9 protein-coding genes and 6 pseudogenes are annotated in these 14721 nt (G+C 55.7%); 6 read left to right on the top strand and 9 right to left on the bottom strand.

The window, feature by feature from the left end:
* The first annotated feature begins 2 nt into the window (after positions 1–2).
* The 3 genes and pseudogenes from AC6I8M_RS02845 (at position 3) to AC6I8M_RS02835 (ending at position 2639) form a co-directional block, all read left to right on the top strand.
* Positions 3–871 (top strand): annotated as a pseudogene (locus tag AC6I8M_RS02845) (PTS fructose transporter subunit IIC).
* Positions 872–880: 9 nt separating this feature from the next.
* On the top strand, positions 881–1678 hold the full coding sequence (locus tag AC6I8M_RS02840) for a class II fructose-bisphosphate aldolase (protein ID WP_010618477.1): 798 nt from the start codon (positions 881–883) through the stop codon (positions 1676–1678).
* A 109-nt stretch (positions 1679–1787) separates the two neighbouring features.
* Positions 1788–2639, top strand: a pseudogene (locus AC6I8M_RS02835) (ketose-bisphosphate aldolase).
* A 170-nt stretch (positions 2640–2809) separates the two neighbouring features.
* Here AC6I8M_RS02835 and AC6I8M_RS02830 read toward each other — a convergent pair.
* Positions 2810–3574: a transporter substrate-binding domain-containing protein gene (locus tag AC6I8M_RS02830; RefSeq protein ID WP_010618478.1), complete on the bottom strand. Its 765-nt coding sequence runs from the start codon at positions 3572–3574 to the stop codon at positions 2810–2812.
* Between the two features lie 161 nt (positions 3575–3735).
* On the opposite strand from AC6I8M_RS02830, the gene AC6I8M_RS02825 reads away from it, so the two are divergent.
* Together AC6I8M_RS02825 and AC6I8M_RS02820 are read left to right on the top strand one after the other, a co-directional pair.
* Entirely contained in the window at positions 3736–4317 is a 582-nt protein-coding gene (locus tag AC6I8M_RS02825) for an NAD(P)H-dependent oxidoreductase (protein WP_010618479.1), read from the top strand.
* 37 nt (positions 4318–4354) lie between these two features.
* Positions 4355–4662: pseudogene (locus tag AC6I8M_RS02820) on the top strand (putative quinol monooxygenase).
* Between the two features lie 176 nt (positions 4663–4838).
* On the opposite strand, the gene AC6I8M_RS02815 reads toward AC6I8M_RS02820, so the two are convergent.
* From AC6I8M_RS02815 to AC6I8M_RS02795, 5 genes and pseudogenes are all read right to left on the bottom strand, one after another.
* Positions 4839–6623, bottom strand: coding sequence for an Ig-like domain-containing protein (locus tag AC6I8M_RS02815; protein WP_010618481.1), 1785 nt, complete (start codon positions 6621–6623; stop codon positions 4839–4841).
* On the bottom strand, positions 6616–7866 hold the full coding sequence (locus tag AC6I8M_RS02810) for an Ig-like domain-containing protein (protein WP_010618482.1): 1251 nt from the start codon (positions 7864–7866) through the stop codon (positions 6616–6618). Before AC6I8M_RS02810 ends, AC6I8M_RS02815 begins: the two co-directional genes overlap by 8 nt.
* Positions 7867–8072: 206 nt before the next feature.
* Positions 8073–8561: an OmpA family protein gene (locus AC6I8M_RS02805; protein WP_318285217.1), complete on the bottom strand. Its 489-nt coding sequence runs from the start codon at positions 8559–8561 to the stop codon at positions 8073–8075.
* Between the two features lie 18 nt (positions 8562–8579).
* A pseudogene (locus tag AC6I8M_RS02800) lies at positions 8580–8819 on the bottom strand (OmpA family protein); the annotation flags it as partial.
* Between the two features lie 179 nt (positions 8820–8998).
* Positions 8999–9169, bottom strand: a complete 171-nt coding sequence (locus tag AC6I8M_RS02795; RefSeq protein ID WP_022549106.1) for a hypothetical protein — start codon at positions 9167–9169, stop codon at positions 8999–9001.
* Between the two features lie 121 nt (positions 9170–9290).
* Here AC6I8M_RS02795 and AC6I8M_RS02790 point away from each other — a divergent pair.
* Positions 9291–9987 (top strand): annotated as a pseudogene (locus AC6I8M_RS02790) (IS5 family transposase).
* Here AC6I8M_RS02790 and AC6I8M_RS02785 read toward each other — a convergent pair.
* The 3 genes and pseudogenes from AC6I8M_RS02785 to glgX all read right to left on the bottom strand — a co-directional run bounded on the left by AC6I8M_RS02785 (position 9976) and on the right by glgX (position 14670).
* A complete protein-coding gene (locus AC6I8M_RS02785; RefSeq protein WP_010618843.1) occupies positions 9976–10503 on the bottom strand; it encodes an MFS transporter in 528 nt (175 codons plus the stop codon). The pseudogene AC6I8M_RS02790 and the gene AC6I8M_RS02785 overlap by 12 nt on opposite strands.
* Before the next feature lie 191 nt (positions 10504–10694).
* Positions 10695–12335 (bottom strand): annotated as a pseudogene (locus AC6I8M_RS02780) (methyl-accepting chemotaxis protein); the annotation flags it as partial.
* A gap of 259 nt (positions 12336–12594) precedes the next feature.
* The gene (glgX, locus tag AC6I8M_RS02775; RefSeq protein ID WP_058948987.1) at positions 12595–14670 is read right to left on the bottom strand and encodes a glycogen debranching protein GlgX; all 2076 of its coding nucleotides are present in this window, start codon (positions 14668–14670) and stop codon (positions 12595–12597) included.
* Positions 14671–14721: the final 51 nt, after the last annotated feature.

Raw genomic sequence — 14721 nt, 5'->3', positions numbered from 1 at the left:
TCATGAGCGATCACAAACGTCAGTACGGTCAGGAGATCAAAGGCCATCTGCTCACCGGCATATCTCATGGATGATCCCGCTGATCGTCGCCGCCGGCATCTGCATCGCGCTCGGCCAGGTGATTGGCGGGCCAGACGTCGGCAAGCAGACCGGCAGCATTGCCTGGATGCTGAACCAGATCGGCGGCTGGGGCATGGGGCTGATTGTGCCGCTGATCAGCACCATCATCGCCGGGCTGCTGATGATGACCTTTATCGGCCAGCCCATCGTCTGGCTGCAAAAAACGCTGATTCATCTGCTGGAGTCCATGCAGGGCGGCTCCAAGTTCGTGATGGGCGCCATCCTCGGCGCGATGGCCACCTTCGACTTTGGCGGACCGATCAATAAGACCATGTCGCTGTTCGCCGACGGCATGCTGGTCGACGGCATTTACGGTCCGGAAGCGGTGAAGTTTGTCGGCTCCATCATTCCGCCGTTCGGCATCACCCTCTCTTATCTGCTGACGCGCCACAAATACACCAAAGCAGAGAAAGAGGCGCTGAAAGCCGCCTTCCCGATGGGCATCTGCATGATTACCGAAGGCGTGATTCCGATTGCGGCACGCGACCTGCTGCGCGTGGTGGCCTCAGCGCTGGCAGGCGGACTGATTATGGTGTGGGGCGTGGAAGCGCCGGTGCCACACGGTGGCATGTTCGTGGTGCCGCGGTTCACCAAACCGTGGCTGTTCTGCCTGGCGCTCGGCATCGGCACCGTGGTGTGCGGCGTGATGCTGTCGGTGATGAAAAAACCGGTCACGCAGCAGGATGAAGAGTTCGATGACGTGGAAGCGCCCGGCGTCCGAGATGAAGAGATCAAATTCACTATGGAATAAGGAGCCCGCATGTTTGCCATGATGAATGACCTGATTCAGGCCGCCTTCCAGCACAAGTACGCGGTGCTGGCGATCAACTGCTTCAACCTCGAAACCGCCCGCGCGGCGATTCAGGCGGCTGAACAGCAGCGCGCGCCGCTGATCCTTAATGTGTATCAGGGACACAGCGCGCATTTTCCGCCGGCGGTGGCGCTCGACCATGGTAAAGCCTTCCCGCTGATTGGTCAGGCGTTTCGCGCCGGCTTTACCGGGCTGATGATTGACGCGTCGGCCGAGCCGCTGGCGGACAATATTCGTCAGACCGCAGCGGTAGTGAAGATGGCGCATACCGCTGGCGTGTGCGTTGAAGGCGAGCTGGGGCATATCGCCGATGCGCCCACATATGAACTGGCCGATGCCGCCGTGAAGATGACCCGGGTAGAAGACGTGCTGCCGTTTATTGAGCAGACCGGCATCGATCTGCTGGCGATTTCGGTGGGTACCGCGCACGGGCTTTATCCGCCGGGCGTAAAGCCGAAGATCGACTTTGAACGGCTCCAGCAGCTGCACGCGGTGACGACGCGGCCGCTGGCACTGCACGGCGGTTCGGGCACCCCGGCGGAGGATATACGCCGCGTCAGCGCCTGTGGCGTCGCCAAAATCAACGTCGGCGCTGCGGTGTTCGACGCCGGTAAGCACGCGGTGCAGCAGGCGCTGCGCCAGCACCCGCAGGCCGAGCTGGCCGATGTGCTGGCGCTGATGGAGTCCGCCTGTCGCGAAGTGGTTATTGAATATTTGAGCTGGTCAGGGTCGGCAAACCGCTACTGACGGCGCGCACGCCCTGATCGCGGCGCAATCTCCACCGGTTTCTTTTTGTCCCTCATCGGGTCGGCGCGTGCTCCGGCTCTGGTAAAACTCACGCTAAGGAAACATAAACATGTTGATTTCAATGAAAGAGATGCTGGCCCCGACCCGTGAACATCGCTTCGCCATCGGCGCATTTAACGTCGCTGACAGCTGCTTTATCCGTGCCGTGGTGGAAGAAGCCGGCCCGCCATTATTTCTATCCATCCGAGCAAACTGGAATTTGTCACCGATGAATTTTTTGGCTACGTGCGCGAACGCACCTTAAAAAGCCGCGTGCCGTTTACCATTCACCTCGATCACGGCGCTTCAATTGCGCAGGTGCTGCGCGCGATTCAGTGCGGCTTTACCTCGGTAATGATTGACGGCTCGCTGCTGCCGTACGAAGAGAATGTAGCGCTGACCAAAGAGGTGGTGAAGCTGGCGCACACAGTGGGTGTATCGGTGGAAGGCGAACTCGGCACCATCGGCGATACCGGCACCACGGTGGAAGGTGGCGTGAGCAAGGTGATTTACACCGAACCGGCGCAGGCGGAAGATTTTGTGCAGCGCACCGGCGTCGATACGCTGGCGGTGGCGATTGGCACCGCGCACGGCATCATATCCCAAAGATATGAAACCGGAGCTGCAGATGCACATTCTGAAGGATATCTCGCAGCGCGTAGACATTCCACTAGTGCTGCACGGCGGTTCGGACAATCCGGACGCGGAGATTGCCGAGGCGGTGACGCTGGGCGTGGGCAAGATCAATATCTCCAGCGACATGAAGTTCGCCTATTTCGCTAGACTGCGCGAGATCCTGGCGCGGGAGAGCTGGTGGGATCCGAATGTAATTTATCCGGACGCCATCGCCGCCGCGAAAGCAGTGATCCGCTACAAGATGAATCTGTTCGGCGGGTTAGGTAAGGCCGGGTTGTATCGTTGATTTTAAAACAATAAATATTGCCGCTACGGAAGTGCAGGATGTCAGTTGCACATGCCGTAGCGGCGCGATTTATCGCGCGTATTCACCCGCCGCACTGCTGCTGATTGCGCAATAAATTGCGCCGCTACGGGACGGTAACGCCTGTCGCGATACCATTTATCAGCTAACGATCACTTCACCACGCCCAGCCACTGTTTGGCGATCTGCGCATATTCGCCGGTGGCAGTGCTGAGGTGCAGCCACTGATCCACATACAGCTTCCAGCTCATATCATCATGCGGGATCATGTAAGCCTTCTCGCCATACTGCATCGGCTGCTGCGGATTGATGGCACACAGCGACGGATAGTGCTGCTGCTGGAACAGCGCTTCGGAAGCATCGGTGATCATCACGTCGGCTTTGTTATCCACCAGCTGCTGGAAAATCCCGGTGTTCTCCGCCAGCTGCAGGCTGGCCTGTGGCAGATGACGGTGCACAAACGCTTCGTTGGTGCCGCCAGCCGGCTCTATTACCCGCACCTGCGGCTGGTTGATCTGCTCAACCGTCTGGTACTTCGCTTTATCCGTGCAGCGCACCAGCGGAATTTTGCCATCGACACCCAGCGGCTGCGCGAACCAGGCGATCTGCTGACGTTTCAGCGTCACGGAGACGCCGCCCAGTGCGATATCACACTGTCTCGCCACGAAATCTTCGCTCAGGGTTTTCCATGTGGTTGGCACCCACTTTACTTTTGCGCCGAGGCTGGCGGCCAGCGACTGCGCCATGCTGATGTCCAGCCCTTCATACTGGCCGTCGCTGCGCAGAAAGGTGTATGGCTTGTAATCGCCGGTGGTGCAGACCTTCAGGGTTTTGCTCTGGCGAACGTCATCAAGGTGGGATTGCGCCTGAGCCGCGCCGGCCACCAGAAGTAAGGCACTCAGTATCACAGTTTTCATGGTTTTTTCTTTTTAAGTGGATGTTGGTTAGCGTGCGGATTGTTGCATAAGTGACGGCATTATTGCTTTGAGAGCAAAAGTCTTGTCATCAATCACGCATTTTTTGCCCCCCGCGCGCGCGTAGAGTGGGCGGCATCTATGAGAAACGGAGCGAATTATCCATGAGCAAGATTTTGATTATCGACGGCGGCAAGACCTTTGCCCATTCCAAAGGCGAACTGAACCATACCCTGACCGAAGTGGCGGCCAGCCAGCTGCGCGATCTGGGCCATGAGGTTCAGGTGACCGTTGCCGATAGCGACTACAACGTGGCGGACGAAGTGCAGAAATACCTCGACAGCGACGTGGTGATTTATCAGATGCCAGGCTGGTGGATGGGCGAGCCGTGGACGGTGAAAAAGTACATTGATGAGGTGTTTACTCTGGGCCACGGCGCGCTGTACGCCAGCGATGGCCGTTCGCGCAGCGATGCCAGCAAAAAATACGGTTCCGGCGGCCTGATTCAGGGCAAAAAATACATGCTGTCGCTGACCTGGAACGCCCCGCTGGAAGCCTTTACCGATCCCGACCAGTTCTTTGAAGGCGTCGGCGTGGACGGCCTGTACCTGCACTTCCATAAAGCCAATCAGTTCCTCGGTATGGAAAGTCTGCCGACCTTTATCTGTAACGACGTGATTAAACAGCCGGACGTGCCGCGCGATATCGCACGTTATCGGACTCATCTCAGCCAGATCTTTGCTTAAACTGTAAGCACACCGGGAAAAAACAGAAGGAAGCGTTATGTTAACTGTGGTTGCAGAAATTGCGTTAAGCCGGGCCGCCGTCAGGAGGTGCTGGAGGCGATTAATAAACTGATCCCTGTCGTGCTGGAAGAAGAGGGTTGCCATCAGTACGATGCGCTGGTCGATCACCAAGCACAGGTGCCGTGGAAGCAGAACTCGCCAGACTCGATCTTTATGCTCGAGCAGTGGGAATCGCTGCGCCATCTGGAGCAGCATCAGCAGATGCCGCACATGGATGCGTACCGCGCCACCATCAAAGATGACGTGGTGGACGTGAAAATTCTGGTGCTGGAACCGACCGCCTGATTTTTCCGATGCATGCATAAAAAAAGCCCCGGTTTTGCGACCGGGGCTTTTGTTTAGCAGCTAATCAATGATCAGTGCTGTTCGTTATGCAGGTTCTGCACCAGCAGTTCCGCATCACCGTTGCTGTAGACGTTGTACTCGTTGCCACCGACGGTGACGGTACCGGCCGCCTGCTGCTAGGAGCTGGCATCTTCACCGGCTGGCAGGATGTCTTCCAGCGTCAGCGCCTCGCCCTGTTTGGCATTCACCACCAGCTGCGATTTGCCGTTGTCGATGAACAGGGAGTCCTGGCCCTGCGCCATGATGTCGTTGAGTGACATGCTCATCAGCCCTTCTACATCCGTGGCACCGGCAGCGAAAATCGAGTTGATCTCTGGCGGCGGCGGTGGAGTAACGTCGACATTGGTCTTAACGGTACGGTCAATGACCAGCTCGTTACCAGCCTCATCGCGTATCGTGACGTTAAAGACATAATCGCCTTCTGCCAGTTTGTCAGACTCATAGCGCCACACGCCATTTTGCACCACGGTAGAACCGATCAGCTCACTACGCGCTTCGTCGGCCCAAATCATCACGATAGTACCGTCTTCTGCGCCCTTACCTTTGAAGATCAGGGTGTCATCGTTGGTGTCCGATGGCACTGGGATTTCAATGCCGGTTTTATCAGCGAAGACGCCTTCGAAGTTAGCCTCAGGGCCACCTTCAACCAGCTCCGGCTTGGTGGTATCCACGTTGAAGTTAATGGCGGCTTCTTTGTCGCCCTTCACACCGGATTTGCTTACTGGCTGTACTTCAACTTTATGCTCGCCCTCGCCCAGTTCTGGCAGCTCATAGCTCCACTTGCCGTCAACAACGTCAACCACAATCGGCTTCAGATCGTCGATGTAAATGATGACCTGCGACAGATCCGATGAGGTGCCCTTCAGCGTTGGCTGTTTGTCATCGGTGACCATGCCGTTTTCAATGTTCCCCTGAATAGGACCGACGTTATCCTCCAGAACGTACGTGCCGTCCATTGAGCCCGGCTTTTTGGTGTCAATGATCAGATCGATAGGATCGGATGGCTGAGATTCGTTGCCGGCCGGATCGGTAATCTCAATGATTACCTGATACTCGCCATCTTCGATTGGGTTTTCAGGCTTCACTTCCCACTTGCCGTCTTCGCCGACAATGCCGGTGCCGATCACCACTTTATTACCGGTTTCGTCTTCGATGATGACTTCCACCTTGTCGCCCGGGTTGCCGCCGTCGCCGCCGAAGCCAGGACGGTTGTCATCGATGGGTTTACCTGGCTCAACCGAACCGGTGTTATCACCTTCGTTATCAATGATCGTCGGTGGTTTTGGCTGATCCGGTGGCGTAACATCGATGATCACGTTAATAGGATCAGAAGTCGGTGACTCTTTACCAGTGGCCGGATCTTTGGCAATCAGTTCAATATCGTGTGAACCTTCCGCCAGCTCTGGCAATTCAATTTCCCACTTGCCATCTTTAAAGACAGTTGAAGCCACTGGCTCTTTTTCGCCGTCAACAATGACGTAAATGATGTCGCCGTCGTTGCCTTCACCACGCAGTACTGGCGTGGTGTCGTTAGTGGAATCGCCTGGCTGCAGTACACGCTCTTCATCACCGTTGTTGGCGACCATCTCATCCACCACCGGTGCTGGTAGGATGTTGCTGTCGACAACCAGTTTGAACGGATCGGTTTTCTCAGAAACGGTGCCGCCTTTGCTGATGGAATCCACAACCAGCGAGTGCTCGCCCTCACCCAGCTCAACGTCCAGTTTCCACTCACCGCGATTGTTCGCCACGGTAGAACCGATCAGTTTGTCGCCGTCCCACACGCGCACAATTACGCCCGCATCCGCCACACCCGACAGGGTTGGGGTTTTGTCATCGGTTATGTCACCTGACTTCATCGGACCGGTAACGCGGCCTTCGTCATCCAACACCTCACTCACGTGATGGCGTGCCTGGTACTGAGGAGTCCAGCGTCAGTGCGAAGTTGTCAGAGCGCGGGCTCTCGGCGCCGAAACGATCGGTGTAGCTGGCGCTAAACACGTGGGTGCCGTCGGTGGTCAGTTCCGGCGTGAAGCTCCAGCGGCCATCGGCACCGGCTTTCACGCTACCAATCACGTTGAAGCGAATATCGTAGATTTTAACCACGCTGTCCGGCTGAGCAACACCGTACAGGGTTAAGGTTTTGTCGTTGGTGTAATTGCCTGGCGTCAGATAGGTATCTGCGCTGCCTTCATTATCGATCACGCGCATAATCTGCGGTGCTTCGGGTGCAGAGGTGTCGATATTGTAAATACGCGGAGTTGATGATCCCCAGTTGCCCGCACGGTCCAGATAACGAATGCCCGCAACGTGCAAACCCTCTTTCAGCTCCGGCGAGTCAAACTGCCATTTGCCACTGGCATCAGCACGGGTCGTGTAAACTGTTTCATCAATAATAATCTGTACTAAGGCATTGGGTTCCGCGTTTGTACCGCTGAGCGTAATTACGTTTTTGTTGATGATTCTGACCGGTTCACCCGCAGAATTAGCCGCGTCCACGGTGGCTGCTTCTGCCGGCGTTACAGATACCGCTTCGTTCACAGCCTGAGTGACTACACCGTTGGCAATCGTCAGGTTGAAAGCATCAGAAATCGGGCTTTCATGGCCAACCGTATCCTTCGCCATCACGGTCAGTTTGTGCTCGCCATCTGCCAGCTCCGGCGTGATGCTCCATGCACCCATTTTGTCTGCTACCACCGAACCGATCTCTTTACCGTTATCGTAAAGGGTAACAATCGTGCCAAGCTCTGCCACACCAGACAGCGCCGGCGTTTTATCGCGGGTGGCTTCACCCGGCGTCAGGTAGTGATCTTCCGCCGCCGCATCGTCAATCACGCGCCAGATTTCCGGTTTTACCGGAGACTTAGTGTCGACATCAAGAATGAAGATGCGCGGGTCACTTGGGTTGGTCGCTTTATCAATCGATACCAGCTGAATAACATGGGTGCCGTCTAACCAGCTGGTTTTCGGGTCGAATGACCATTTGCCGTCCTCGCTGATATCTACAATGTGCATTTCACCATCGACTGTAATCTCCAGCTTGCCGCCGTTGGCACCTTTTACTTCCTTATCGATCCAATTATAAAACTGATTTTTGGTCGAGATAACGCTGGCGTTTTCCGCCACCTTTTGAATATTAGCCATGATGTGTATTCCTTTTACGTTGAATAACGTTTCGGGATTTCTAGCCGAATACAGTTTTAATTTCGCTTTTTATGCCTGCAGACAATACGAGAAACGTCTTAATCGATAAAGTTATATAAACTCTTAATAACTTTATCGAGGCACAGTGCCTCACACCTCATCAATATGATGATGTGAGAATGCGCTGCTAAAATAATTAAATCAGATTACTTGTTTTCTACACTGATAATAACCCGGCGCTCGCTGGCATAGCATGCTTTCTGCTCCTGCAGGCTGCCTGAACAGTTCGTGTTTACCTGAGATTCCCCCATGCTCTGCGCGGTGATATTGGCTGCATTCATTCCCTGGGCGATCAACAGTGCTTTCACCGCCTCAGCGCGACGCTGGCCGAGCGCCATATTGCTGCTGTCGCTGCCAATAGGATCGGTAAAGCCGGTGACAATGATGTGGCGTTGAGCGGCATTTTCCTTTTTCAGCATGCTGGCAAAACTGCTAAGCGCCTCGCGCCCCTGTGCGGAGATGTCGTTGCTATTGGCGCTGCCAAAGCGGAACAGCAGGTCGGATGAAAACGCATATTTATCATAAGCTTCAGTCGTTCCTTCCTGACAGCTCTGTACCGACGATGCGCGCGACAGCAGATGGGCCTGACGTTTGGTGCTCAGTAACTCCAGCTGTGCCTGCTGCTGGCTGACCACCAGCGGACGACCGCTGTCATCGAGGTTAGCGCGAATGTAGTAGGTTTTACCGGCAGCCAGTTTATCAGTCCACGATTGCGCGCGTTTACCCTGATAATCTGGCGCATCGTTGACATAACTGCCCAGCGAATGCGTTCCCGGCGCAACACAAAACACCGTATAGCCACCGGCCAGTAACGACGTCTGGAATTCACCGTCGACATAAATATTTGCCGGTTTTTCCCCGGTTAATGAAGCCGGACGATAATAAACCACCCGCGCCTGCTTTGCCGATACCGGCGATAAACTGCGCCATGCGGCACCAAATGAATTTTGCGCCTAGGTTGAAAAAGTCGTTAATACTGGCGCACACACCAGTGAAGCTAAAAGTAATTTTTTTGCAATTTTCATTTAGGTTTCACAGGTGCAATAAATTGCACCTGTATGCTCCAGATAAATTAGAATTGTTCGATTTCGTTCTGTAAGAACAGCGCATCTGATTGGGAATTATTTTCAGCCATCACACCACTCTGGCTTTCCTGATTATACCAGTCATTAAATGCATCTTTATTAAGCTGCAGTAATTCCGCATTAATCGGCTGCTGCTGATCGTCGGCCTCATTGAACAATTCATGATTGTCCAGCGAAAGCAGAGCAGAAAGATCGAGACCGGCCAGCTCAAGCGCATTAGGCTGTGTCCCTTAATCACCTGAGATATAGTAACTACCTGTTTCCACAACACACTGAACTATGGCTCGCTACGACCTTCCCGATGAAGCATGGACTATCATCCAGCCCTTATTACCTGCTGAACCAGCAACACCACGGGCCGGACGTCCATGGGCTGAACATCGTATGATCATCAACGGCATGTTCTGGGTGCTGTGTTCAGGCGCACCATGGCGCTATTTGCCTGAGCGATATGGCCCATGGAAGACCGTTTATAACCGTTTTAATCGATGGTCTAAATCGGGAGTGATTAACATTATTTTCAACAGGTTACTTTCTTCTCTTGATGCTCATGGTCTCGCTGACTGGTCCGCAACTGCGCTGGATGGCAGCAATATCCGGGCACTCAGGTGCGCCGCCGGGGCGCAAAAAAACATTCCGATACCGCCGGAGATAATGGGCTGGGTCGCTCTCGCGGTGGTTTTGGCACCAAAATCCATCTGGCGACAGACGGAAGCGGTCTGCCGTTAAATATCGTACTGAGTCCCGGTCAGGCTCACGAAAGCCAGTTTGCACAACGTCTTCTGGACGGTATTGGTGTTCAGCGCCGGAACGGCAGCATGAAGCGTCGTGGCCATGCAGTGCTGGCTGACAAAGCCTACTCCGGACAAAAGAATACCGCCGCATTGCCACACGTTATGACAAAACGGCGAGGAATTATCTGGCGATGGTGAAACTGGGATGCATCCGGCTGTTTTACAAAAGGTTATGTAATTAAGGGACACAGCCTAAAGTGCCAGTGGGTGCTGATATCGGCTGCAGTCATGGCCAGACCCGCCAGTGCGCCGATCAGCGTGCCGAAACTGAAGAAGCCGTGAATGATCGTCATGATTGACTTGCCGATGCGCCGCTCAAACGCTGCCCCTTCGACATTTACCACCACATCCATCAGCGCGGTTCCGCCGCCCAGCAACACCAGACTGGTAAACACCAGCCCGCTACTGGCGAGCGTTAACGCAACGGTCATCAGTACGAGGCCACCGAGCAGGATCAGGTAACCCGTGCGCATCACCCGGCTGGTGCCAAAGTGCGCGACCAGCTTACCGGCCAGCAACACGCCCAGCATTGAGCCACAGGAGAAGCCAAACAGAATCAGGCCCATCATTTCCGTCGAGGCGTGCAGCACATCGCGCATAAAGGGCGTGCGGCTGACCCAGGAAGCCCAAGTAAAGCCAGGAATAAACATCAGGCCAAAGATGGTCCATTTACCGCGTGTCTGTTGCTGAGGGTGCATAGGGTTCCTTAAGGGAGCGGCGGGCATGCGGGGGTGAAACGCCTTCGTTGATGATGACCGTTAGCGTGGTTCACAGAATAGCAGTTTTGCTGGCGCTCGTTGAAGCAATGTCGCTCGCGCCAGCGCGCTTGGGGGAATTCGTCAGTGGGAGAAAGCCCCTCCGCGCGACGACGCGGAGGGCAAAGGGATTGGAAACTCTGCCAGTCTGCATCGCTGGCCAGTGCCAGACGTCCCGGCTGTGGCGCTTTATGGCTCGCCGGCGCAGGCTTAATGACCGGCGTTGCGCCGGATTCTGCCAGCACGAAGCGGGTCACCAGCTGGTTGAGCGTTTGGGCCTGCTCCTGCAGCGATTGCGACGCGGCTGAGGCCTGTTCCACCAGCGCGGCGTTCTGCTGCGTCACATCATCCATCTGATTTACCGCCTGCTGCACCTAGCTAATGCCCTGACTCTGTTCAACCGCGGCCGCTGCGATTTCGCTCATCAGTTCGCTGACCTGATGGATAGTGTCATTCATCACCTGCATGTTGCTGCTGACGTCGCTGGCCTGGGCGGCCCCTGCTTCAGTCAGGCGGTGTGACTCTTCGATCAATCCTTTAATCTCACGTGCGGCGGAAGTGGAGCGCTGAGACAGGCTACGTACTTCACCCGCCACCACCGCAAAGCCCTTGCCGTGCTCACCGGCGCGTGCGGCTTCGACTGCCGCGTTGAGCGCCAGAATATTGGTCTGGAAAGCGATGCCTTCGATCATCGAAACAATGTCCGTGACCTTGCGTGAGCTGCCACGAATGTCATCCATGGTCGAGAGCATGGTGCTGAGCGAGGTACCACTTTTTTCCGACAGCGAACTGGCGTTAGCCGCCAGCTGGCTGGCCTGACGCGTGTTATCGGCGGTCTGACGTACGGTTTCACTCAGTTCAGTCATGCTGGCCGCGGTCTGCTCCAGCGAGGCGGCCTGCTGTTCGGTACGTGCAGAGAGATCTTCATTGCCGGCGGCGATTTGCACCGATGCGCTGCTCACCGAATGCGACGCGCTGCGCACGGCACTCAGCGAACCTGCCACGCTGCGCATCAGCTGATTAAAGGAGCGCGCCATATTGTCCACCTCATCGCGACGGCTTTCGTCTGCGCTGAGCGTCAGGTCGAGATTTTCACTGGCGCGCATCATCACTTTGCCGACATCCGCCAGGCTGCGGCGGATGCGCAGTACGGTGAACAGGGCGAACAGACCGAATACCAGCACCGTTGCAACCACGCCGCTGATGGTCGTCCACAACACATTATGGAAGGTGCTGCGGTTGGTGGCGCGTAACTCGTCGCCAATGGCGATGTTCAGCATCAGCTGCTTCTGATAATCGGCAATCAGCTGACGGATGGCGGCACCGATGCCGCTCTGGCCTTCAATCAGGTCGAGGCTGATGGCATTCTGGTGTGCACGCGACGCACTGAGAAATGCGGGCAGCCGTTCATTCACGCGCTGAATATTGTTAAAGGCCACCTCAGTCAGGCGTTTATCTCCTTCGCTGGAGATATCATGCTTCATGTAGTAATCGGTGAGCGATTTCAGCCCGGCAATCTGTTTATCAATGTCTGCTTCGACGGCGGGCATGTTGCTGTCCTGCAACTGGGTTTGGTGTTTGTACAGCGTCAGCGCCAGCTGATTGCCGCAATCAATCAAAGTGTTGAGGTCTTTGATCGAGGGGATGGCGTTGGTTTGCACATATTCAAAGCGCTCCTGAAAGCCGGAAAGCAGTGAGATGGCGAGCACGGCTTGCAGAATGATGGCGCCAAACAGCATGGAAAAGGTCAGTAACAATCGTTGGGAGATGTTCATCTTATTATCCTTAATCTAAACGCACCCCGACGCCTGACGCGGCGGGTACAAGGGCAGATTAAAGATCATCGGCAGATTGTGGTTTCTAGTTAATGAAATTTTAGCGCCGGGTAGCAGAAGAGGCTGGCGGGTTAACAGTGGAGCCGGTCGTGGAACAGGTCGCCGTGAACGGCGACCCATGCGGTGCATGTCCCGTTTTCCGTAGGGTGCGCATTCATGCGCACCTGGAAACCCATGGCTGCGGCACCCCGCGTTCCACTCACGGCCGGCGGAACAGCGCCAGGCTGCGGCCCTCCAGCTCGAAATCCTTCTCTTTGGTAATCACCAATCCCTTACTGGCGCTGTCGGAGGTGGTCAGCTCCAGCACCCAGCCGCCTTCACCAAACTGCGGGATGCGGAACGGCACATTGCCTTCAAACGGATTGAACAGCATCAGCACATCGTGCCAGATACCCTCTTCGGTTTGCAGATCCGGACGCCCAATGTACACGCCGAGCGTCGAGCCCTCGTCCCACTGTTCCGCCTGCTGGAAACCGCCGCCGGCGTTAAACCATTTGATCTCCATGCCGTCGCGCCAGCTTTCACGTCGCAGCAGCGGCTGCTGCGCGCGCAGTGCGATGATTTGACGAGTGAAATCGCGTAACGCATCAGCGGAAGCCGGCAAATCTTCCCAGTGCAGCCAGGAAATCTCGCTGTCCTGACAATAGCCGTTGTTGTTGCCCATCTGGCTGCGGCCAAACTCATCGCCCGCCAGCAGCATCGGTGTGCCGTGGGAGAAAAACAGCGTGGCGAGGAAGTTACGCTTCTGCCGCTCGCGCACCGCGTTGATGCCTTCGTCGTCGGTTGGGCCTTCGGCACCGTAGTTGTACGAACGGTTATCGTTATGACCGTCGTTGTTATCTTCCCCGTTGGCATCGTTATGCTTGTCGTTGTACGAGACCAGATCGTTCAGCGTAAAGCCATCGTGTGCGGTGATAAAATTGACGCTGGCCCATGGGCGGCGGCCGCGTTGATCGTAGAGATCGCCGGAACCAAGCAGGCGCGCGGCAAAGTCGGTTGAGACGTTGTCGCCTTTCCAGTACTCACGCACCGTGTCGCGATATTTGTCGTTCCACTCAGCCCAGCCGGGCGGGAAGCCACCCACCTGGTAGCCACCGGGGCCGATGTCCCAAGGTTCGCCGATCAGCTTCAGCTTAGACAGCACTGGATCCTGCGTCATGGCATCAAAGAAGCCGCCACGCTGATCGAATCCTTCCGGCTCGCGACCGAGAATGGTGCCGAGGTCGAAGCGAAAACCGTCGATATGCATCGATTCTGCCCAGTAGCGCAGCGAATCCGTCACCAGCTGCAGCACGCGCGGATGGGAGGTATTCACCGTGTTGCCGGTGCCGGTATCATTGATGTAATAACGGTGCTGATCCGGCAGCGTGCGGTAGTAGGAGAAGTTATCAATCCCTTTGAACGACAGCGTCGGCCCCAGTTCGTTGCCTTCCGCAGTGTGGTTATACACCACGTCGAGAATCACTTCGATGCCGGCATCGTGGAAAGCGCGCACCATGTCGCGAAAGCCCTGAATGCCGCGCGGACCGAAGTAGCGGCTGGCAGGCGCGAAAAAGGCCAGCGAGTTATAGCCCCAGAAGTTTTTCAGTCCGCGATCCAGCAGGTGCTGATCGTCCGGGAACCAGTGCACCGGCAGCAGTTCCACTGACGTCACGCCCAGGTTTTTGATATATTCAACGGTGGATTTGTGGCTCATACCGTCATAGGTGCCGCGCATCTCTGCCGGAATCGCCGGGTTAAGCTGGGTGAAACCTTTGACGTGGGTTTCATAAATCACCGTGCCGGACCACGGAATGCTGGGCCGATTATGGTCCTGCCAGTCGAACGCATTGGTATCAATCACCCGGCACTTGGGGGTAAACGGCGCGCTGTCACGGGTATCCAACGTCAGATCTTTATCTTCGTGCAGTAAATCGTAAGCGAAGTGCGCCTCGTTCCAGTCGATGTTGCCCTGCAACTCACGGGCGTACGGATCAATCAGTAATTTGCTCGGGTTAAAGCGATGGCCGTTTTCCGGATCGAACGGTCCGTGGACGCGATAGCCGTACAGCGCGCCGGGCTTCAGGCCGGGCACGTAGCCGTGCCAGATTTCGTGGGTATATTCCGGCAGATCGAAGCGGGCAATTTCATGCTGACCGCTCTCATCGTACAGACAGAGTTCGACCCGTTCCGCGTGTGCTGAAAACAGCGCAAAATTGACGCCGTCCCCATCAAAGTTGCCGCCGAGCTGGTGCCCCGATCCAGCGGTGATTTCTAAAGGTTTACCGTTAGACATTCAATCCTCTCCATCCAGTGAATAGATAGTCATGTAAAACAACAGGTTTAT

Source organism: Type-A symbiont of Plautia stali (assembly GCF_059731155.1).
This window is presented reverse-complemented; position numbering and strand designations above follow the sequence as displayed.